General features: G+C 71.2%; 23 protein-coding genes and 1 pseudogene. 5 read left to right on the top strand and 19 right to left on the bottom strand.

Annotated elements, in window-relative coordinates:
- The first annotated feature begins 70 nt into the window (after window positions 1-70).
- On the top strand, window positions 71-625 hold the full coding sequence (locus OG361_RS25680; RefSeq protein WP_024758658.1) for a peroxiredoxin: 555 nt from the start codon (window positions 71-73) through the stop codon (window positions 623-625).
- 6 nt (window positions 626-631) lie between these two features.
- Window positions 632-1,165, top strand: a complete 534-nt coding sequence (locus OG361_RS25675) for an alkyl hydroperoxide reductase (RefSeq protein WP_405857163.1) — start codon at window positions 632-634, stop codon at window positions 1,163-1,165.
- Between the two features lie 68 nt (window positions 1,166-1,233).
- Here OG361_RS25675 and OG361_RS25670 read toward each other — a convergent pair whose 3' ends face one another.
- From OG361_RS25670 to OG361_RS25650, 5 genes are all read right to left on the bottom strand, one after another.
- Window positions 1,234-1,905 carry a hypothetical protein gene (locus OG361_RS25670; RefSeq protein ID WP_405857161.1) on the bottom strand — a complete coding sequence of 224 codons (672 nt, stop codon included), beginning with the start codon at window positions 1,903-1,905 and terminating at the stop codon, window positions 1,234-1,236.
- The gene (locus tag OG361_RS25665; RefSeq protein ID WP_405857159.1) at window positions 1,902-3,419 is read right to left on the bottom strand and encodes an AI-2E family transporter; all 1,518 of its coding nucleotides are present in this window, start codon (window positions 3,417-3,419) and stop codon (window positions 1,902-1,904) included. The genes OG361_RS25670 and OG361_RS25665 overlap by 4 nt, the downstream gene beginning before the upstream one ends.
- A 132-nt stretch (window positions 3,420-3,551) precedes the next feature.
- The gene (locus tag OG361_RS25660; RefSeq protein WP_405857157.1) at window positions 3,552-4,274 is read right to left on the bottom strand and encodes a transglycosylase SLT domain-containing protein; all 723 of its coding nucleotides are present in this window, start codon (window positions 4,272-4,274) and stop codon (window positions 3,552-3,554) included.
- Between the two features lie 379 nt (window positions 4,275-4,653).
- Window positions 4,654-5,979, bottom strand: coding sequence for a PhoH family protein (locus OG361_RS25655; protein WP_405857155.1), 1,326 nt, complete (start codon window positions 5,977-5,979; stop codon window positions 4,654-4,656).
- A 372-nt stretch (window positions 5,980-6,351) separates the two neighbouring features.
- The gene (locus OG361_RS25650; RefSeq protein ID WP_384562883.1) at window positions 6,352-7,113 is read right to left on the bottom strand and encodes an isoprenyl transferase; all 762 of its coding nucleotides are present in this window, start codon (window positions 7,111-7,113) and stop codon (window positions 6,352-6,354) included.
- 128 nt (window positions 7,114-7,241) lie between these two features.
- Between OG361_RS25650 and mgrA the strand changes: the two genes are divergently transcribed.
- Window positions 7,242-8,279 (top strand): L-glyceraldehyde 3-phosphate reductase, encoded by a 1,038-nt coding sequence (mgrA, locus tag OG361_RS25645; RefSeq protein WP_405857153.1) that lies wholly within the window; start codon window positions 7,242-7,244, stop codon window positions 8,277-8,279.
- 346 nt (window positions 8,280-8,625) lie between these two features.
- Here the strand turns inward: mgrA and OG361_RS25640 are convergent, their stop codons facing one another.
- Entirely contained in the window at window positions 8,626-9,363 is a 738-nt protein-coding gene (locus OG361_RS25640; protein WP_405857151.1) for a prepilin peptidase, read from the bottom strand.
- A gap of 84 nt (window positions 9,364-9,447) precedes the next feature.
- Between OG361_RS25640 and OG361_RS25635 the strand changes: the two genes are divergently transcribed.
- Window positions 9,448-9,822 (top strand): DUF192 domain-containing protein, encoded by a 375-nt coding sequence (locus OG361_RS25635; protein ID WP_405857149.1) that lies wholly within the window; start codon window positions 9,448-9,450, stop codon window positions 9,820-9,822.
- On the opposite strand, the gene OG361_RS25630 is transcribed toward OG361_RS25635, so the two are convergent.
- Both OG361_RS25630 and OG361_RS25625 read right to left on the bottom strand, forming a co-directional pair.
- Window positions 9,794-10,960 carry a hypothetical protein gene (locus tag OG361_RS25630; RefSeq protein WP_405857147.1) on the bottom strand — a complete coding sequence of 389 codons (1,167 nt, stop codon included), beginning with the start codon at window positions 10,958-10,960 and terminating at the stop codon, window positions 9,794-9,796. The genes OG361_RS25635 and OG361_RS25630 overlap by 29 nt on opposite strands.
- Before the next feature lie 31 nt (window positions 10,961-10,991).
- The gene (locus OG361_RS25625) at window positions 10,992-11,354 is read right to left on the bottom strand and encodes a hypothetical protein (RefSeq protein ID WP_384562899.1); all 363 of its coding nucleotides are present in this window, start codon (window positions 11,352-11,354) and stop codon (window positions 10,992-10,994) included.
- 163 nt (window positions 11,355-11,517) lie between these two features.
- Here OG361_RS25625 and OG361_RS25620 point away from each other — a divergent pair, with 163 nt between their 5' ends.
- Complete coding sequence (locus tag OG361_RS25620; protein WP_405857145.1) at window positions 11,518-12,486, top strand: hypothetical protein; 969 nt, start codon at window positions 11,518-11,520, stop codon at window positions 12,484-12,486.
- Here the strand turns inward: OG361_RS25620 and OG361_RS25615 are convergent.
- The 11 genes and pseudogenes from OG361_RS25615 to OG361_RS25565 all read right to left on the bottom strand — a co-directional run bounded on the left by OG361_RS25615 (window position 12,483) and on the right by OG361_RS25565 (window position 20,517).
- On the bottom strand, window positions 12,483-13,106 hold the full coding sequence (locus tag OG361_RS25615) for an OmpA family protein (RefSeq protein WP_405857143.1): 624 nt from the start codon (window positions 13,104-13,106) through the stop codon (window positions 12,483-12,485). The genes OG361_RS25620 and OG361_RS25615 overlap by 4 nt on opposite strands.
- 9 nt (window positions 13,107-13,115) lie before the next feature.
- On the bottom strand, window positions 13,116-13,697 hold the full coding sequence (locus tag OG361_RS25610; protein ID WP_405857141.1) for a hypothetical protein: 582 nt from the start codon (window positions 13,695-13,697) through the stop codon (window positions 13,116-13,118).
- A gap of 487 nt (window positions 13,698-14,184) precedes the next feature.
- Window positions 14,185-14,304 (bottom strand): annotated as a pseudogene (locus OG361_RS25605) (pilus assembly protein TadG-related protein); the annotation flags it as partial.
- Window positions 14,305-14,339: 35 nt separating this feature from the next.
- Window positions 14,340-14,555: a Flp family type IVb pilin gene (locus tag OG361_RS25600; protein ID WP_405857139.1), complete on the bottom strand. Its 216-nt coding sequence runs from the start codon at window positions 14,553-14,555 to the stop codon at window positions 14,340-14,342.
- Between the two features lie 96 nt (window positions 14,556-14,651).
- The gene (locus OG361_RS25595; RefSeq protein WP_405857137.1) at window positions 14,652-15,338 is read right to left on the bottom strand and encodes a response regulator; all 687 of its coding nucleotides are present in this window, start codon (window positions 15,336-15,338) and stop codon (window positions 14,652-14,654) included.
- Complete coding sequence (locus OG361_RS25590) at window positions 15,335-16,540, bottom strand: sensor histidine kinase (RefSeq protein WP_405857135.1); 1,206 nt, start codon at window positions 16,538-16,540, stop codon at window positions 15,335-15,337. Before OG361_RS25590 ends, OG361_RS25595 begins: the two co-directional genes overlap by 4 nt.
- A 7-nt stretch (window positions 16,541-16,547) precedes the next feature.
- Window positions 16,548-17,435, bottom strand: coding sequence for a DUF5936 domain-containing protein (locus OG361_RS25585; protein WP_384562917.1), 888 nt, complete (start codon window positions 17,433-17,435; stop codon window positions 16,548-16,550).
- Window positions 17,436-17,446: 11 nt separating this feature from the next.
- Entirely contained in the window at window positions 17,447-18,388 is a 942-nt protein-coding gene (locus OG361_RS25580; RefSeq protein ID WP_384562920.1) for a type II secretion system F family protein, read from the bottom strand.
- Window positions 18,389-18,401: 13 nt separating this feature from the next.
- Window positions 18,402-19,745 carry a CpaF family protein gene (locus OG361_RS25575; RefSeq protein WP_405857133.1) on the bottom strand — a complete coding sequence of 448 codons (1,344 nt, stop codon included), beginning with the start codon at window positions 19,743-19,745 and terminating at the stop codon, window positions 18,402-18,404.
- Complete coding sequence (locus tag OG361_RS25570) at window positions 19,742-20,119, bottom strand: TadE/TadG family type IV pilus assembly protein (protein ID WP_405857131.1); 378 nt, start codon at window positions 20,117-20,119, stop codon at window positions 19,742-19,744. The genes OG361_RS25575 and OG361_RS25570 overlap by 4 nt, the downstream gene beginning before the upstream one ends.
- A complete protein-coding gene (locus tag OG361_RS25565; RefSeq protein WP_405857129.1) occupies window positions 20,116-20,517 on the bottom strand; it encodes a TadE/TadG family type IV pilus assembly protein in 402 nt (133 codons plus the stop codon). Before OG361_RS25565 ends, OG361_RS25570 begins: the two co-directional genes overlap by 4 nt.
- Window position 20,518: the final 1 nt, after the last annotated feature.

Genomic DNA, 20,518 nt, shown 5'->3' with positions numbered 1-20,518 from the left:
ATGCTGTGACCACGTCCAACCCCCACGGAAGGCCCCAAAAGGGACCCTTCCCGTTTCGCAAGGAGAGCGCGTGCTCACTGTCGGTGACAAGTTCCCCACCTACGACCTGACCGCCTGCGTGTCGCTGGAGAGCGGCAAGGAGTTCGAGCAGATCGACCACAAGGCCTACGAGGGCAAGTGGCGCGTGGTGTTCTTCTGGCCGAAGGACTTCACCTTCGTCTGCCCCACCGAGATCGCCGCGTTCGGCAAGCTGAACGACGAGTTCGCGGACCGCGACGCCCAGATCCTCGGCGTCTCCGGCGACTCCGAGTTCGTGCACCACGCCTGGCGCAAGGACCACGCCGACCTGCGTGACCTGCCCTTCCCGATGCTCGCCGACTCGAAGCACGAGCTCATGAGCGACTGCGGCGTCCGGGGCGAGGACGGCTTCGCCCAGCGCGCCGTCTTCATCGTGGACCCGAACAACGAGATCCAGTTCACCATGGTGACCGCCGGCTCCGTCGGCCGTAACCCCAAGGAGGTCCTGCGGGTGCTCGACGCCCTGCAGACCGACGAGCTGTGCCCGTGCAACTGGAACAAGGGCGAGGGCACCCTCGACGCGGCCGCGCTGCTCTCGGGCGAGTGATCTGAGATGGCTCTCGACGAACTGAAGGCCGCCATACCGGACTTCGCCAAGGACCTGAAGCTGAACCTCGGTTCGGTCATCGGCAACAGCGAACTCCCGCAGCAGCAGCTCTGGGGCACGGTCCTCGCCTGCGCGATCGCCTCGCGCTCGCCGATCGTCCTCAGGGAGCTGGAGCCCGAGGCCCAGGCCAACCTGAAGCCCGAGGCGTACCAGGCGGCCAAGTCCGCCGCCGCGATCATGGCGATGAACAACGTCTTCTACCGGACCCGGCACCTGCTGTCGGACCCCGAGTACGGGACGCTCCGCGCGGGTCTGCGGATGAACGTCATCGGCAAGCCGGGCGTCGAGAAGGTCGACTTCGAGCTGTGGTCGCTGGCCGTCTCCGCGATCAACGGCTGCGGTCAGTGCCTGGACTCGCACGAGCAGGTCCTGCGCCAGGCCGGTGTCGACCGCGAGACGATCCAGGAGGCCGTGAAGATCGCCGCGGTGATCCAGGCCGTCGGCGTCACGCTGGACGCGGAAGCGGTACTCGCCGAGTAGGGCGTGGCCGGAGAACGAGAAGGGCCCCGGGCATCGCGCCCCGGGGCCCTTTCGTCATGCCGGTCCGGCTACTTCTTCAGCGCCGCCATGAGGGCGAGCATGTCCTGGGTCATCGGGACGTCGACCCCGGTGAGGTCGATCGGCGGGGCTGTGATCAGCTTCCCGTCCACCTCGTAGTCGCCCTGCCGGTAGAGCTCGATCTCGATCTCGGCCTGGCCGTCGAGGACCCGGAGGACCCCGCCCTGCTCGCCCTGGTCGTCGAAGTAGGCCTGCTCGCCCACTCCGTCGATCTTCTGGAGCTTGCCGTACCGCTGGGCCATCGCCGCGAACTCGGGCTCGGGGTCGATCACCTTGTGCAGGGTGTACGTGATGCTCAGATCCTGCCCGATGTCCTCAGCGCCGAAGGTGGCCGAGCACATGGACTCGCTGACCGCCGGTTCGTCCATGACAGGACCGACACCGTCCGTGCCCCGCTTGCCGAGGATCGCTCCGAGCGCCTTCAGCTCGGCCAGCTCGCAGAGCTTCTCCACCGGCTTGTACCCGCCGAGGTCGGGCCCCGGCTCCTTCTTCTGTCCGTACGCGTAGAGGCCCCCGCCCCACACCGCCGAGGCCAGCACCGCGCCGCCGAGCGCCCACAGCCAGGGGCGGCGGGCGCGGGGCGGGCGGGGCGGCGGGGTCTCGGTGAGGACTTCGGGGGCCTCGAAGGCATCCCCGCCGACCAGCTCCGGCTCCGAAATCACTTGCTCTCCCCCTTGGCCACCGACAAGCCCGGTGCCGGGGTCGGGGCCACTTCGAACGCGGTCGCGCCGCGCGGTTCCGGTGTACTGCGCAGGGCCTGTTCGGTGCTGTACGCGCGCAGGTAGCCGACCACCGTGTTGGAGACGGCCACCAGCGGGACGGCGACGACGGCACCGCCGATGCCCGCGGTCAGACCGCCGGCCGCGACCGCGAGGACGACGGCCAGCGGGTGGACCCGTACCGCCCGGCCCAGGATGAAGGGCTGGAGCACATGGCCCTCGATCTGCTGCACGGCGAGGACGACGACGAGCACCATGAGCGCGGTGAACAGGCCGTTGGTGACGAGGGCGACGACGACCGCGAGGGCGCCGGAGATCACCGCGCCGACCAGCGGGATGAACGCGAACAGGAAGATGAAGACGGCGAGCGGCACGGCCATCGGCACGTCGAGGAAGTAGAGGCCGAGGCCGATGAAGACCGCGTCGATCAGGGCGACGAGCACCGTGCCGCGCACATACGCGGTGAGGGTGCGCCAAGCGCGCGGGCCGGCTCCGGCGACGCCCGGCCGGGCCTGGGCGGGGACCAGCTTGAGCGTCCACTCCCAGACCTTCTTCCCGTCGTAGAGCAGGAAGAGCGTCGAGAACATGGCGAGCAGGATGCCGGTGATCGCCTCGACGACGACCGTGACGCCCTGCAGTCCGACCTGGGTGATCTGCTCGGCGTTGGCGCCGATGGAGTCGCTGAGGTTCTTCGCGATCCCGTTGATCTGCTGCTCGGTCACATGGAAGGGGCTGTTGAGGAGCCCGCGCTTGAGCTCCTCGATGCCGTCCCTGACCTGGTCGGACAGATTGTCGATGTTGTCCATGACCTGCCAGACCACGAACCAGCCGACCAGACCCATCACGACGAAGCCGGAGACGGCGGTGACGGCGGTGGCGAGGCCGCGGGGCAGGCCCTTCCTGCGCAGCATGGCCACGGTGGGCTGGAGCAGGGCGGTGACGAGGAGCGCGGCGACGAAGGCGAGGACGACCAGCTGGACGGAGCTGATCACCTTCATCAGCACCCAGACCGTGCCCGCGAAGACCAGGAGGCGCCAACTCGCCTCCGCCGCGACGCGCATGCCCCAGGGGATCGCGGCGACGGGGTCGGGGCGGGCGGCGACGGCGGGGGCGTACGAGGGCGGTGCCGGGACGGAGCGACCGGGAGCGTCCGCGGCCTCCTCGTCCGTGGCGACCGACGAGGCTGCGGAGGCTGAGGAGGCCGAGGCGACCGGGGCGGTGGTGGGCGGGGCCGGGGCGGTGCCGGCCTCCGGCCGCGAGGACTTCGGTGCGGGGGCGGCGGTGTCGTCGGCGGGAGCGCCGCCGCTCGTGCGGCCGGGCTCGTGGTCGTCCTCGCCCGCGTACGGCGGGCCGATCGGATCCTCGCGTTCCGCCTCGGCCCTGCGCTCGTCCAGGCGTTCGCCCATGCGGCTCAGGCTGTCGCCCAGCCGCCCCAGCCATCCCGGCAGTCTCGACATCGCTTTCCTCTTCCCCCCGCTCGTTCTTCGGCCCATCCACTCCCCCGGAAGCTCATGGGCCTTCGCAACCTACACGCAAGAGCCCCTCACCGTAGGACGGTGAGGGGCTCCCGGAGGTTGAGCACGCAGGTACTAGTACCAGCGGTTGGCCTGCCAGAACGACCAGGCGCCACAGGGGCTGCCGTAGCGGCCGTCCATGTAGCTGAGGCCCCACTTGATCTGGGTGGCGGGGTTGGTCTGCCAGTCGGCGCCGGCCGAGGACATCTTGCTGCCCGGCAGGGCCTGCACGAGGCCGTAGGCGCCCGAAGACGGGTTGACCGCGCGGTAGTTCCAGGTGGACTCGTGGTCCACGATGTTGCTGAAGCACTGGAACTGCGAGGCCGGGATCATCTGCCGGGCCATCGCCTTGACCTCGGCGACGGTGTACGACCCCTGCGCGGAGAAGCTGGAGGCGTCGCGCACGGAGGAACGGCTGGCGCGCTCGGCCTCCTCCTTCTCCCGCTCCTTGCGCTCCTCCTCGGCCTTGGCCTCGGCGGCGGCCTTGTCGGCGGCCTCCTTCTTGGCCTCGGCGTCCTTGGCGGCACGGAGACGAGCCGTCTCCTCCGCGGACTTGCGGACGGAGGCGTCGGCGGCGGCGGCCTGGACGTCGGCCTGCTCCGAGAGCGAGGAGACCTGTACCTGGGCCTGCTCCCCCGCGGGAATGTCCGCGAGCAGCGTGGTGTCGGCGGCGGTGGCCTCGAAGTTGTCGTCCGAGGGCTGAGCGACATTGCCCGAGGCAACGCCGACGACAGCACCGACGGTGGTGACCGCAGTGGCCGAAGCCACCGCGAATCCCCGGACCGAGATCCGGCTCACACGGTTTCCTTCCAGCATCGCTCGCACAGGTGACCACGCGGGCGAAATCGTGCCCCTGGCGCTGGTCTCCGACGTACTGGGTCACTGAAGACACGGGCCCGTGGTGCTGTGGGCGGCATACGGCGGACGACTGTTGAGTTGTGCGTGGGTTGTGCGCCGCTGAGGGTGCACGGGTGCCGTATGCGGGGCCTGACGGAAGCAAGACTTTGCCGGACGGCGACACCGCAAGGCAATTCTGGGTTGCGTGTGAAAGCTCACACCTCTGCAGTCACAGGTGTTTTGGCGAATATGCGGGACAGCAGAGCGCCGCCCGGCTAAGCTCCTGCGCTTTGCCGGGCGGCGCCAACTGCCGTACGGGTGCAGACCCGTACCAATACGGTCAGATCTGACCATCCTCCAGCATCTCCGTCACGAGCGCGGCGATCTGGGAGCGCTCGGAGCGGGTGAGGGTGACGTGGGCGAAGAGCGGATGCCCCTTCAGCTTCTCGACGACGGCGACGACTCCGTCGTACCGGCCGACCCGGAGGTTGTCCCGCTGGGCGACGTCATGGGTCAGCACGACCCGCGAATTCGCCCCGATACGGGACAGAACGGTCAACAGGACGTTCCGCTCCAGGGACTGGGCCTCGTCGACGATGACGAAGGCGTCGTGGAGCGAGCGGCCCCGGATGTGGGTGAGCGGCAGGACCTCCAGCATCCCGCGCCCGAGCACCTCCTCGATGACCTCACGGCTGGCGACCGAGGACAGCGTGTCGAAGACCGCCTGAGCCCAGGGGCTCATCTTCTCCGCCTCGCTGCCCGGCAGGTAGCCGAGCTCCTGGCCGCCGACCGCGTACAGCGGACGGAAGACCATCACCTTCTGGTGCTGACGGCGCTCCAGGACCGCCTCCAGGCCGGCGCAGAGCGCCAGCGCGGACTTGCCGGTGCCGGCCCGGCCGCCCATGGAGATGATGCCGACGTCCGGGTCGAGGAGCAGATCGAGCGCGATCCGCTGCTCGGCGCTGCGGCCGTGGAGCCCGAAGGCCTCCCGGTCGCCGCGGACCAGCCGTACGTTCCCCTCGGAGGTGACCCGGCCGAGCGCCTTGCCGCGCTCGGACTGGAGCACCAGGCCCGTGTGGACCGGGAGCTCGGCGGCCTCCGGGACGTACAGCGTGTTCTGCTCGAAGAGCAGGTCCACCTGCTCCCCGGAGAGCGCCAGCTCGGACATCCCGGTCCAGCCGTTGGCGTCCGTGATCGCCAGCTCGGCCCGGTACTCCTCGGCGAGGAGACCGACCGAGGAGGCCTTGATGCGCAGCGGCAGGTCCTTGGAGACGACCGTGACGTCGTACCCCTCCGCCTGGAGGTTGCGCGCGACCGCGAGGATCCGTGAGTCGTTGTCCCCCAACCTGTAGCCGGCGGGCAGGACGCCGGGGTCGGAATGGTTGAGTTCGACACGCAGCGTGCCGCCCAGCTCCCCGACGGGGAGAGGGGCGTCGAGGCGTCCGTACCTGACCCGGAAGTCGTCGAGCAGCCGCAGGGCCTGCCTGGCGAAGTAGCCGAGCTCGGGATGGTGCCGCTTGGCCTCCAACTCGGTCACCACGACGATCGGCAGCACGACTTCGTGCTCGTCGAAGCGGGACACGGCGTTGGGGTCGGCCAGCAGGACGCTGGTGTCGAGAACATAGGTGCGCCGGTCGTTAAGGCGGCGCTTCGTGCTTGTCACCACGGAAGGACAGACCCCCTCTGAAGACCCCTGTGAGGTCGGGGCGCGACGGAACCGGTGTCGCTACGGAATGGGACCGGGCTCAGGCCGCGATGCACGGGCCGAACCACGGCCCTCCGCTTCTCCCGTACGTGTCCCGCACGGTCGTCCTGGTGCAAGGGGCCTCCCGGGTGGCGGTCTCCGTGCCGCTCACTTCACCAGGGATATGCCCTCGAACCGGGGCTGCCATGCCATGGCATATGACGACGTGTTCGTGAACACGAGGTGATCGGTTCCGCGCGCCTTCCGCGAGGGGTGTCCGGCCCCTCCTGCAAGGGGGTGTCCGGCGCCTTCAGGGGGTGTCCTGGCGCCGTTCGGGGGTTCGGGTGCCGTGGCTCAGGTGCCGTAGCGCCGGTGCCGGGCCGCGTAGTCGCGCAGGGCCCGCAGGAAGTCGACCTTGCGGAAGGCCGGCCAGTGGACCTCACAGAAGTAGTACTCGGAATGGGCGCTCTGCCACAGCATGAATCCGGACAGACGCTGCTCACCGCTCGTACGGATCACCAGGTCCGGGTCGGGCTGGCCGCGCGTGTACAGGTGCTCCGAGATGTGCTCGACGTCGACGATCTCGGCGAGCTCCTCGAAGCTCGTACCCCGCTCCGCGTGCTCCAGGAGCAGCGAGCGGACCGCGTCCGCGATCTCCTGCCGGCCGCCGTAGCCCACCGCCACGTTGACGAGTATCCCCGTGTTGGCGCGGGTGGACTGCTCGGCTTCCTTCAGCACGGACTGCGTACGGGCGGGCAGCAGGTCCATCGTGCCGACGTGGTTGACCCGCCAGCGGCCGTCGGCGGCGAGCGCGCGCACGGCGTTCTCGATGATGCCGAGCAGCGGGACGAGCTGCTCCTCGGGGCGGTTCAGGTTGTCCGTCGAGAGCATCCAGAGCGTGACGACCTCGACGTCGGTCTCGGCACACCAGCCGAGCAGCTCCTGGATCTTGTCCGCGCCGGCCTTGTGCCCCTGCTCCGGGGTCCCGCCGGACGCCTTGGCCCAGCGCCGGTTCCCGTCGAGGATGACCCCGATGTGCTTGGGCACCTGGGCGTGGTCGAGGCGGCCTTCCACCCGGCGTGCGTAGAGCCCGTACACCAGGTCGCGCAGGTTCACCGTTCTTTACCTCTCCATGCAGCGGCGGGTCCGCCAGGCAGCGGCGGTCCGCAAGCCGCCACACTACTGCGCACGGGCGACAGGCTCCCAGCCCGGGACTGTCACAAGTCCGTGATAAGCAGAGATACGTGACTGATTCCCCCCTGTACCGCGCCTCCGCGGACCGCTATGCCGCCATGGAGTACCGCCGCTCGGGCCGCAGCGGCCTCAAGCTCCCGGCGATCTCCCTCGGCCTCTGGCACAACTTCGGCGACGACCGCGCGCTCGACTCGCAGCGCGGGATCCTGCGCCGCGCCTTCGACCTCGGCGTGACCCACTTCGACCTGGCGAACAACTACGGGCCGCCGCCCGGGTCCGCCGAGCTGAACTTCGGCAAGCTCTTCGCCCAGGACTTCGCGCCCTACCGCGACGAGCTGATCGTCTCGACCAAGGCCGGCTACGAGATGCACCCCGGCCCGTACGGCGAGTGGGGCTCCCGCAAGTACCTGATGTCCTCGCTCGACGCCTCCCTGAAGCGAATGGGCCTCGACTACGTCGACATCTTCTACTCGCACCGCTTCGACCCGCACACCCCGCTGGAGGAGACGATGGGGGCCCTCGCCTCCGCCGTGCAGCAGGGCAAGGCGCTGTACGTCGGCGTCTCCTCGTACAACAGCGAGCAGACCGCCGAGGCCGCGCGGATCCTCAGGGAGATGGGCGTCCCGGCCCTGATCCACCAGCCCTCGTACTCGATGATCAACCGCTGGACGGAGGACGACAACCTCCTCGACACGCTGGAGGCGGCCGGCATGGGCTGCATCTCCTTCGTGCCGCTGGCGCAGGGGCTGCTCACCAACAAGTACCTGAAGGGCATCCCGGAGGGCTCGCGGGCCACCCAGGGCAAGTCCCTCGACCCGGAGCTGCTCTCCAGTGAGGTGCTGCGGCGGCTGCGCGGCCTCGCGGACATCGCGGAGCGCCGCGGACAGTCGCTGGCTCAGCTGGCGCTGTCGTGGGTGCTGCGGGACGAGCGGATGACCTCGGCGCTGATCGGCGCGTCCAGCGTCGCCCAGCTGGAGGAGAACGTGGCCGCGCTCGCGGGCGCTCCGCTGACGGGCGAGGAGCTCAAGGAGATCGACTCGTTCGCCGTCGACACCAAGGGCGCGAACATCTGGGCCGGCCGGGGCTGACACCCGGGGCTGAGCCCCTTCCCGGGTCCGGCAGTGGCTCGGGCCGGGGCCGGCAGTGGCCGGGGCGGCAGGCCGGGGAAAGAAAAAACGGGCCGGTCCGTGGGGGGGATACGGACCGGCCCGAGGGGGGGTTTCCACCATAACCCTTCGTTAGTCGTGTTGCGCGCCACGTGCGCCGAACGAACCGCGCGGGATTCGCCGGATCCCAAGCGGGACAAGGGCTGTGAGGCCCCGTGGCGGGTTTGCGCCCCGGCGTGGCGGCGGGGTTCCGTCCCTCCCAAGAGGGACCGGCCGGCAAGGGCGCGGCGTTGACGTGCGCAGACCGCCGATCCACTCTCCCGGCACCTCAGGGGAGGGCGGTGAACGCCCCGAGAAGGAGCCCGAGCAGGGCTCCCACCAGCATGAAGGGGCCGAAGGGGATCGCCGAGGAGCGGCCCGCGCGGCGCAGCAGGACGAGACCGAGGCCGTACACCGCGCCGAGGAGGAAGCCCGCGAAGGCCCCGGTGAACAGGACACCCCAGCCGTACCAGCCGAGGGCGGCGCCCAGCGGGAGCGCGAGCTTGACGTCGCCGAAGCCGAGACCGGCCGGGTTGACCAGGAAGAGCACCAGGTAGCCCCCGCCGAGGGCGAGCGCGCCGAGCAGCGCGTGGAGCCAGGAGCCGGCGTCGTACGGCAGGAGCTCGGCGCCGCCGAGGAGCAGCGGGACGGCGACGGCCAGCGGCAGGGTCAGCCCGTCCGGCAGCCGGTGGACGCGGGCGTCGACGCAGGCGAGGAGGACGGCGAGGGGCGCGCCGAGCAGCCAGACCGCCAGCTCGGGCCGGGGCCCGCCGGTGGCCGCGGCGAGCACGGCGCAGACCAGGGCGGTGAGGAGCGGGGCGGCGAGCGGGGCGGGGGTGGTCGCACAGGCCCGCCGCCCGGGGCCGCCGACCCAGCCGCGCGCGGGACCGGCCAGCGGATGCCCGGCGGGGCAGCGGTCCCGCCACGGCTCCTCGGACGGTACGGAGAGCCGGTACGCGGCGCGCGGGACGAACAGCCCGGCGGCGGCCCCCCACAGGGCGGCGACGGTGATCAGCGTGGCGTACACGGACCCGACCTTAGGGGGTGTCCGGCGGACCCGGCCATGATCCGCCGGACACCCCCACGGTCCCGTACCGCTACGGTCTGGCGCATGGGGAAATGGGCGGACGGGACAGGGACGTTGGCGCTGCCGGACGGGGCCGCCGTGCCTCTGGAGGTGGCGGCGTCGTACCGGGCGCGGCGGCGGGGGCTGCTCGGCCGGGACGGGATCACGGGCGCGCTGCTCATCACGCCGACGAACAGCGTGCACACCTTCGGCATGCGGTTCGCGATCGACGTGGCCTACCTGGACCGCTCGCTCGGGGTCCTGTCCGTGGTCACGATGCGGCCGGGCCGCCTCGGCATGGTCAGGCCGCGCGGCCGGCACGTCCTGGAGGCGGAGGCGGGCGCGATGGCCGGGTGGGGTCTGCGGCCGGGCGTGCGGGTCTCCGTCCAGGTCACGGAGGGCCCGAGCCGAGCAGGGTGAACGCCCCGTACGCGGCGGAGGCGAGGGCGAGTCCGGCGAGGACCGGCACGGCGGCACGCGCGCGCAGGCGTGCCAGGGCCACGGCGGGCGGCAGGAGCAGTCCGAACGCGGGCATCATCAGGCGGGGCCGGGAGCCGAAGTAGGCGGCGCCGACCAGGGAGACGAGGACGACGCCGATCGTGTGGACGAGCAGGGGCAGCGGCTGCCCCTGCCGTACGCAGAGGGCGACGAGCCAGCCGAGGAGTGCGAGCGCGGCGCACAGCCCGAGGGCGGCGGGCCAGGGCAGACCCACGATGAACCGGGCGAGGGCGACGCCGCCGTCGATGGAGTTGCCCCAGGCGGCCTGGACGTCGAAGTAGGCGGTGGGGCTCTTCTCGCGGACCCCGACGTAGGCGACGTACGCGAGCCAGCCCAGGGGGGCGAGCAGCACCCCGGCCACCGTCCGCAGGGGCAGTCGCCGCTCCCGTACGAGGGTGACGAGGGCCGTGATCCCGAGGGCGGCGATCAGCGCGGCGGCCGTCGGCCGGGTGAGCCCCGCGGCGGCGCAGAGGGCTCCGGCCAGGATCCACCGGCCGCGCAGGACGGCGTACAGCGACCAGGCGGCGAGGGCGGTGAACAGCGTCTCCGTGTACGCCATCGACTGCACGAACGCGGTCGGGTACACGCCCCAGAGGACCGCGAGCAGCACCCCCGCGCGCTCCCCGGCGACATGCGCGCCGCACCGGTAGATGCCCCAGGCGGCGGCGAGCGCGGCGGTCCAGGAGACGAGCAGCCCGGCGGTCGCCGCGTCGACGGGGAGGACGGCGGACAGGCCCCGCTCCAGGGCGGGGAGGAGCGGGAAGAAGGCCAGGTCGGAGTGGACGTCGCCGTTCGGCAGGGTGACCTCGTACCCGTAACCGTGCTCGGCGACGCGGACGTACCAGACGGAGTCCCAGCGGCCCTTGAGCCGGTGCAGCCCGTCCTTGCCGGTCGCGGCGGCGGCGATCGCGAGGACGGCGAGGCCGATCAGGCGGGTGGCGGCGTAGCCGCCGAGGGCGGTGAGGGTGGGGCGGGTGAAGGTGGGGCGGGTGAGGTCGGCGAGGCGGGTGGGGGTGGGGGTGGGGCGGGTGAGGCTGGAGGGGCGGCCGGGCAGGGACATGCGCCCGATTATCCCGGCGCCCTCCCCCCTCTCAGCCGAGGGGCCTCATGCGGACGAACTTCGCGGACAGGACAGGGCCGAGCTGATGGACGATGGCGTGACCCGGCTCCTGCGGGGAGGGCAGGTCGCCGAGGAACGAGGTGATGATCACCTCGTCGATGCCGATGACCCCGCGACAGCACTGCTCCTCCAGGAAGTCGAGCGTGCGGCGCCAGTCGGCGGCGGCCGGGTCCTCCCCGAGGAAGGAACGGACGGTGCCCTGGACGACGTCCCAGAAGAAGACGTGCGGCAGGACACCGCCCTGGGTGAACACATGGGTCTCGTACACGCTCCGGAACTCGGGAATCCGGGTGACGAGATCACTGACCAGCTGAACACTCGGCGTCGATGTCATCAGCAGCCCACTTCGGAACGGCCCAGGGGTGTCGGGTACTCCGATCCAGAATGCTCCTCCGCGGGCCGCGCGTCCCGTCGCTTTTGCGTTTTCCTGACGACGACTTTCTCCGGGTTTTCCACAGGGGGTGCGAAGTGTCGCTCTTCCGTGGATCGTTGGGCGTATGTACGAGTTGGCGATCCTCGCGAGGGGCGGGGTGCTCCTCACGGTCTGGGCGCTCGCGGCGGGCTGGTCCCGGGGCCGGCTGACGGGCTGTCTGCGCCGGGAGGGCCGGCAGGGGATCTGCCGGGGCGCGTGGGCGGCACCGGGGAAGGAAGTGGACTGGCGGGTGAGGGCGACGGCGCTCCAGCTCCTCCGGCCGGAGCTGGTGTGCAGCCACCGGACGGCGGCGCGGCTGCACCGCATCGAGCTGCTGGGCGAGGACGGCGGGCGGGCGCGGCCGGGGCTCCTCGAATTCACGGCGCCGGCGTCGTCCCGGTCGACGCGGTCGACGCGCGGCGACCGGAACGGCGCCCGGAACACGGACCGGAACACGGACCGGATCCACGCCACGTCGTTCCTGAAGGACAGAGACTGGTCGGTACGGCGCGGGCTGCGGACCACGACCCCGGCGCGAACGGTCGGGGACCTCATACGGAGCTGCGGCAACCGGGAGGAGGCGGTCGTGGCGGCGGACTCGGCGCTCACGCGGAGGGCCGTTGGGGGCGTGCGGCGCGACCCCCTCGTCCGGTACGAGGAGCTGGCCGCCGAACTCGCCGCGCCCCGGCCGGGCGGGCCCCGCGCCCGCGCCTGGCTACCGCTGACCGAGGCGGCCTCGGGCTCCCCGGCGGAATCGGTGGCCCGCCTCCGGATACGGGACGCGGGCCTGTTCCCCGAGTCCCAGCCGGCGCTGCGCGCGGCGGAGGGACGGGTCCTGCGCCCCGACTTCCTCTTCCGCGAGGCGGGCCTGGCGGTGGAGGTGGAGGGCTACGCCTTCCACGGCACCCGCCGGGCCCACGACCGGGACGTCGCCCGCTTCAACGCGCTCCAGACCTGCCCGGAGATCCGCCGCGTCCTGCGCTTCACGGCGAGGGAGGTCTTCGCGGCCCCGGACCGCATGACGGCGACGATCCGGGCGGCGCTGACCCTCTAGGGGGAGGGCGGGATGACCGTCGTCCGAGGGAAGGAGATCTCGACGCGCCGGTTCTTCTTGCGGCCTTCCTCGGTGCCGTTGTCGGCGATCGGGTAGTCCTCGCTGTACCCGCGGATGTCGAAGGCCGTGCCGGGGTCGAGATTCCGCGCGAGCACCTGCTGCACGGCGACGGCACGCTGCTTCGAGAGCTTGAGCCCGTGCTCGTACGTCCCGAGGTTGTCGGTGAACCCGAAGACCCGGACGCGTCCGGAGCCGAGCTTGTCGACCTCGGTGGCGATCGCGGCGATGCGGGAGGTGGCGGCGGGGCTCAGCTTGGCGCTGTTCTTCGGGAACAGCACCTCCGCCTGGAGCGCGAAGGTCACGTCCACGTTGGTGTCCTGGCGCCGCTGCTGGCCGCCCTCCTCCTCGACGATCTGCTTGATGTCGAGCACCTTGGCGGGCGCGAGGGTGGCCCCGTCGGGAAGCATGAGCCCGGGCGCGTTGGCGTTGATGGCGGGCGGTGCAGCGGCAACGCCGGCGGAGCCGGGCGGGTCGTCGGCGTGCGCGGTGGGCGTCGCCAGCGGCCAGAGGGCCACGGAAACGAGGGCCAGGGCGGCCAGGCGGCGGTTCGTCGTCGTCATGGCGTCGCCTCAGGAGAGTTTGAGGGTGGCGGGTTCGAAGGTGGGGAGCTGGAAGGAGACCTCTGTGGTGGAGGCGGGGGGTGCGGGGAATTGCATGAAGACCTCGATCGAGTCGCCGGCCGAGACGATGCTCAGACCCGATGTGGTCAGGGGCCTCCCGTCCGTGTCTCGCAGCACGTAGTACCTCTTCTTACCCACTGAATCAACGAGGGTGGCTCCGCCCAACGAAGTGCCATGCTTCACCACCTCTGTCTCGTCACCACTAACCTGCGCGGGAACAGCGCTGCCGGAGTCCCCGCCATTGCGCAGCTGGCCCTTGACAGTGAGGAATCCACCCGCGTCTCGTTCAACCGAGTTGATGGCGAGTTCCAGACCTTTACGCCCCTTGAGGACAGCCACCGCCTCTACCGGTTCATCAGCGGTGCGCTGGCCCTGCCCACCCTGCGTCTTCTGCGGAGTAGCCGTAGTCGCGGCTGGCTTGCCACTACTTGGCTTCTCCTCAGCCCCGCAGCTGCCCACAAGGAGAGCTGTCGACACGACAGCGACGACAGCCATCGATGTCCGGCGATTCATTGCGTACCGCACGTTCATGTACCGCTCTTCCTTTGCTCGTCGTCGCAGGTCATTCGGACAGTCGGACCGTGAAGAGGTCGACGGCATCGGGGAGGGCCGGGTTCTCCGGATCGACCTCCCAGGGCTCTCCGTCGCACGTGAGCCCCACGATCGGGCCCTCCTCTTCCTCCTCGCCAGGTGACGTGGGCGTGGGCGTAGGCTCCAACGTGGGTTCCGGCTTCGTGAAACCGCAGCGAGGTTCGATCACCGCTTCAGCAGAAGCCGTTGCGGGCCGCGACTCCGATCCCGTCGTACGTACCGTCACACGGAATCCTGTTGAGGCGAGACGCTCACAGCCGCCCCCCGGGATCTCTGCCTCATTCCGGGCCGCGAATTCCGCTGCCTGCTGACACGCGGCGATGGAATCGACGTATTCCACTCCGTCAACGAACCCGTCCCACTGCCCAGGGTCGAGGACCACCTCTAGCCAGCCCTCCCGCAGCTGCTCCCGAGCATCCTGCGCAGCCGCTAGCGCCGCTGCGTCGGCCGCAGTCTGGGCGCCATTCCGAGTGAATGCGGCCTGCCCCACAGCAAAGTAGGCGAAGGCGAGGAACAAGAGGCCTGCTACAACAGCAATGTAGACGGGAAACGCCTGGCCGGAGTCCCGTTGAGCCCCCGCCGCTACCCGCCTGTCAGCTCGGCAATCTTGTCCGTAATGGCGGTCTTGATCGACTGACCGATGTCCGTGCCGGTGATCGCCACCACGATCGCCACCACCACCACAATGATCCCGAGGTACTCCACCGCCGTCTGCCCGCGGTCCCTCGCCGGCCTTTCCAGGCGGCTCCATGCCCGTACCTTGGCCTTGGTCAGTGCCTTCAGCATCGCGTCGTTCATCGTGGTCCCCTCCGCGTTCAGACGCCTGCGCTCGGGCACGGTACGCCGACGGTTGGGTCGGCGGACAGGGCCCTTGGGCCCATCCGTGGGCCCTGGTCATCGGGTGGGCCTGGTGCCCAGCCAGGAGGCTATGGCCTCGGCGCGAGTCGTGGTGTGGAGTTTGGCGAAGATGCGGTTGACGTGGTTCTTGACCGTCTTCTCCGTGATGAAGCAAGTCGCGGCAATCTGCCGGTTGTTCAGTCCCGTGGCGATCAGTTCCATCACCTCCACCTCTCTCACACTCAGTCCGCACTGTGTCACATCGGGTTGCGCCCGTGACACAAGTTCCTCGCCGTGCAATGGAATTGAGACAGTCGCCGACCGCAGGGACCGCAGCAGCACCTCCGACGCCGTCGCCGTGAACCGTGGCCTGCCCTCCCCCACGTCACGTACCGCCCTCAGCAGTTCCTCCGCCGTGAACTCGCCGTGGACCAGATACCCGCCCGCACCCAGCCGCAGCGCCTCCTCCACCGTCTCCGGTTCGCGGCTGTGGGTGAGCATGAGGACAGGAGCCAGGCGCGCGAGGTGCGGGAGGGCCGTGAGGCCGTCGTGCGGGGGCATGCGGACGTCGAGGAGGATCACGTGGGGGCGGGTGCGGAGCGTTTCGCGGAGGGCCGCTCGGCCGTCCGAGGCCTCCGCGACCACCTTGAGGTCGGGGCTGCCCCCGAGCAGGGACCGCAGCCCGGCTCGTACCACTGGATTGTCGTCCGCGACCAGGACGGTCAGCGTGGGCGGGGCCGTCATCGCCGCGCCCCCAGCGGGACTTCCAGGCGGACCTCCGTGCCCCGTGCGCCGTCGCCCCGGCCGATGCGGAGCCTCGCGCCGACGCCCGCCGCCCGTTCGACCATGCCCACCAGGCCGAAGTGGCCGGATCCGCGCAGGCCGTCCAGGGTGGTGCCGGGCGGCAGGCCGCGGCCGTCGTCGCGGACGCTGATGCGGAGCAGGCCCGCGTGGACGCCGGCGGTGACGTCGATGCGGGTGGGGTGGGCGTGGCGGACGGCGTTCTCCATGGCCTCGGCCGCGATGGAGAGGAGCTGCCGGGCCATCGGGTAGGGCACGACCGGCGGTGTGCCGTCGCCGACGGAGCGGTAGGCGGCCTCGATGCCGGAGTCCTGCCAGCGGGAGGTGAGGTCGCGTACCCGGTTGGTCAGCTCCGAGGTGAGGTCGACCCCGGCCCGTACTCCTCCGTACGACTGGCTGCGCAGGTCGGAGAGGAGTTCGCGGGACTCGGCCGCCGCCCGGCGGGCCGCGCGGGCGACGAGTTCGGCGCGTTCCCTGGTCTCGGCGGGGTCGTCGCAGGCGGCGAGGGCGTCGGCGGCGAGCGCGAGGCCGTGCAGGGTGGTGGCGACGGAGTCGTGCATCTCGCGCGCCAGGCGGGCCCGTTCCACCTCGACCGCCTGGGCGGCGGCCAGTCCGGCCCGTGCCTCCGACAGCGCCTGGGTGGCCGCCCCGAACCGCAGCAGCAGGTTCCGCAGGGTCACGCCGAGCGCGCCGGTGATCACGCACAGCCCGGCGAGGAGGAGGACGTCCCCGCGTACGGCGAGCAGGACGAGGCCCTGGAGGCAGGCGAAGAAGGCCGCGCCCCGCCAGCTGTAGGCGAGGCCGGCGAGGAGCGGCGTGCAGACGCTGACGTACGCGAGGGTGCTCTGCGGTCCCGCCGTGACGAGGAGCAGCGAGCCGAGGAGCGTGTCGGCGGCGAGGAGCGCGGGGTGCCGCAGGAGGAGCGGGCCGAAGCGTTCCCAGTCCCTGAAGAGGACGTACGAGCCCATGAAGGTGACGACCACGGCCGCGCCGACGAGCCGTACGGGGAGGCCGGGGGCGGCCCCGAGCAGCGCCGCCGGGGCGGCGAGCGCGATCATCGCGAGGCGGAAGCCGAAGACCTGGCGGCACATCGCCTGGAGGGCGTTCGTCTGGATCGCGGAACCGGAAGGCGCCGGCGGCTTCATCGGCGGCTCACTCGCCCGTGACCGAGCCGAAGTCGGTGCCCGTGCCCAGGAAGAGCCCCGCGCCGAGGAGGATCATCGTCGCCGGGACCATCAGGGTCGTGATGACCATGGTGGCCTTCGGGACCGCCTTGGCCGCCTTGCGGCGGGCGTTCTGGGCGTCGGTGCGCCGCATGTCGTTGGCGATCTGGATGAGGGTGTCGACGATCGGGGCGCCGAGCTCCTCGCCCTGCTGGAGCGCCGTGACGAACTGGGCGACCTGTTCGGAGTCGTTGCGGCGGCGCAGTTCGTCGAAGGCCTGGCGGCGGCTGACGCCCATGTCCATCTGGCGCAGGGTGATGCGGAGTTCGTCGGACCAGGGGCCCGCGTACTGCTCCGCGACGCGTTCGAGGGCCTGCCGGAAGCCGAGTCCGGCGCTGACGACGACGGCGAGGACGTCGAGGAAGTCGGGGAGGGTGCGTTCGATCTGGTCCTTGCGGATGCGGACGGCGGACCAGATGCCGACCTCCGTCCAGAACGCGCCGAAGGCGAAGAGGAGCAGGGCGACGACGACCGATCCCCTGGAGAGCATGAGCAGGCCGCCGAGGACACCGAGGAAGCCGTAGACGGCGCGCCTCGCCCCGTACCGGTCGATGGTGAGTCCGCCCGGGTTGCCCGCGAGGTCGATGCGGCGGCGTACGGCGCTGACCCGTTTGGGGCCCATGAGCCGTAGGACGGCGGGTGACCAGCGCATGCCCAGGCGGTCGACGGCGGAGTCGACGGCGCCGGTACGGGTGGCGCCGACCTCCAGGGCGAGCCGGAGGTCGTCGGGGAGGCGGGCGTCGGCGCGGTAGAGGCGCAGGCCGTAGGCGATGCCGGCGACGGCGAGGCCGGCGAGCAGGGCGAGAAGGAGGTCCACGGCACCCGTCCCTATACGTCGATCTTGGAGAAGCGGCGGATGGCGGCGAAGCCGACCACGTACAGCGCGCAGGCGGCGACCACCGCGAACTGTCCGACGGCCGAGCTGGTCATGCGGTCGAGGGCGCCGGGCTGCATGTTGTCGATGAGCAGGAGGGAGCCGACGCCGATGACGGGGACGGCGTACGCGGTCATGCTCACCTGGGAGAGCTGGGTGCGGACCTCGCGCCGGGTCTCCTTGCGCTCCTCCAGGGTCTCGGTGAGGTTGCGGAGGGAGGAGACGACGGTGCCGCCCGCCCGGTTGGCGAGGACGAGGGTGGTGACGAGGACGACGAGTTCGCGGGAGGGGAGCCGTTCGGCGAGCTCGCCGAGGGCGTCGTCGAGGGACGTGCCGACGGCGAGCTGCTGGGCCACCTTCTCCAGTTCGTCACCGGCCGGGGACTCCAGCTCGTCGGCGGCGAGGCTGAGCGCCATCCGCAGGGCGAGTCCGGCCTGGGTCGCGTTGGCCAGGATGCGGGAGAGTTCGGGGAGTTGGTTGATGAACTTCTCGATGCGCTTCTGCCGCTGCCAGCCGAGGAACCCCAACGCCACCCACACGCCGAGGAGTCCGCAGATCGGGCCGAAGAACGGCGAGAGCGCGGCCTGCCCGACCGCCCAGAGGGCGGCGACGGTCGCCGCCAGGCCGACGGTGAACTCGCCGGGGGTGACGTCGAGTCCGGTGGCCGCGATGCGCAGCTCCAGCTTCCGGCCGAGGGCCGTCCGGCGGACGCGCCGGTCGATGCCGCGGAAGTGGCGCCTGCGGCGGCCGGTCGCCTCGGGCTCGTTCGTCTCGTCGAGCCGGGCGACGAGCGCCGCGTGCCGGCGGGCCCCGCTCGCGTACAGCTGGACGCCTGCCACGCCCAGGACGCAGCAGAGCAGCGCCACGCCGAGCGTCAGCCACACGGGATCGGTCATGGAAGCTCGGCTCCTAGTTCGCTTCTCGGGTGGCGAGCCCGGCGTCGGTCGCGGCCACGCCGAACGCCTGCGGGATGGGCTGACCCGCCATGTACAGCCGCTCGGCGACCCGCCGGGGCAGCGGGTGGTACGTGAACCTGCCGTGCACCCGCCCGTCGGCGGCGAGCGGCTCGGCCTGGAAGCGGCAGATCGTGGCCAGCAGGAAGCGCTCGCGCCCGTGGGAGGCGAGGACGGCGATCTCGGTGATCCGGCGGGTGCCGTCCGGGTGGCGGGTCAGCTGGACGAGGACGTCGACGGCGCTGTTGATCTGGTCGCGGAGCGCCTCGAAGGGCACCTTCACCTCGGACATCGAGGCGAGCGTCTGGAGCCGCATCAGGGCGTCCTCGGCGGAGTTGGCGTGGACGGTGGCGAGCGAACCGTCGTGGCCGGTGGACATCGCCTGGAGCATGTCGAGGGTCTCGCCGCCGCGGACCTCTCCCACGATGATGCGGTCGGGGCGCATGCGCAGGGAGTTGCGGACGAGGTCGCGGATGGAGATCTGTCCCCGGCCCTCGATGTTCGGCGGGCGGGCTTCGAGGCGGATGACGTGGGCCTGCTGGAGCTGGAGCTCGGCCGAGTCCTCGATGGTGATGATCCGCTCGCCCTCCGGGACGAGACCGGAGAGGGCGTTGAGGAGCGTGGTCTTCCCGGTGCCGGTTGCGCCGGAGACGATCAGGTTGAACTTGGCCTGTACGAGCCCTGAGAGCAGGAGCAGCATCTGCTCGTCGAGGGAGCCGAGGCCGATCATCTCGTGGAGCGTGTACGCCCGGGGGAAGCGGCGGATGGTGAGCGTCGCCCCGGTGAGGGAGAGCGGCGGGATGATGACGTTGACGCGCTCGCCGGAGGGGAGCCGGGCGTCGACCATCGGATTCGACTCGTCGACGCGGCGGTTGACGGTCGAGACGATCCGCTCGATGGTCTGCATCAGCTGGTCGTGGGAGGCGAAGCGGAGCGGCAGCAGCTCGACGCGGCCTGCGCGCTCGATGAAGATCTGGTCGGGTCCGTTGACCATGATCTCGGTGATGGAGGCGTCTTCGAGGAGCGGTTCGAGGACGCCGAGGCCGAGGGCCTCGTCGACGACGCGGCGGATCAACTGGGCGCGCTCGGCGGTGGAGAGCACGGGGCCCTCGCGGCTGATGATGTGGCCGAGGACGCGCTCCAGGCGGGCGCGCCGTTCGGCGGCCGCGAGCGCGGACATCTCGGTGAGGTCGATCTCCTCCAGGAGCTTGGCGCGGAAGGCGGCGACGAGATGACCGTCCTCCCGGCCGGCTCCGGCGCCTTTCTCCTCCGGAGCGTTGATCCGGGCGCGCAGGCTCATGGCAGGTCCTCCTCTTCGGGCATCGGCATGGTGGCGGTCTTCGTCACGTCGTCGAAGTCCCAGAAGGGGACGACCTGGGGAATGCGCACGCTGACGGTGGCGACGACCTCGCCGTCGCCGGGGTCGACCCTGACGGAGGAGACCCAGCCGGCCGCCGCCCGGGCGGCCGCGTCAGGATCGGGCGCGTCCTCCTCGTCGGTGCTCGCCGCCCGGGCGGCGGCACGGGCCGCCGTGCCCGCCTGCTGGGCGGCGTACGCGGCGACGCCGAGCTGGAGGCCCGTGAGGCCGACGATGAGCAGGATGGGGAGGAAGCCGAGGTACTCGATGGCGGCCTGGCCCCGGTCGCGGGTTCTCGTACGGAGCTGGTCTCTCATGGTTTGAGGCCCTCCTCCGATATCGCGCCCGCCGTGGCGTCCACGGTGAAGAGGCCGCCCACGCCCGGGGCGATGACCGGGACGCGGAGCTCCACCACCAGGGTCGCCATGCCGCCGCTCGGGGAGCAGCCGCCCACCCGGGCGCCGCTCTTCCACGCCCCGTCCAGGTGCCGCAGCGCGGCCTCGTTGTAGTCGCCGCCGACCGCGCACACCCGCGCCCCCTCGTCCGCCGCGTTCGCCGCCAGGGTGTACGTGTAGCCGACCAGGACGACCTGCCAGAGCAGGACGAGGGTGAGCAGGATCAGCGGCACCATGCCGAGGAACTCGATGGCGACCTGCCCACTGTCAACCTGCCCGCTGTCGCCCCGCCCTCTGCCGTCGTCCCGGTGCGCCCGCATG

The sequence above is a fragment of the Streptomyces sp. NBC_00090 genome, assembly GCF_045160815.1.
Lineage (GTDB): Bacteria > Actinomycetota > Actinomycetes > Streptomycetales > Streptomycetaceae > Streptomyces.
This window is presented reverse-complemented; position numbering and strand designations above follow the sequence as displayed.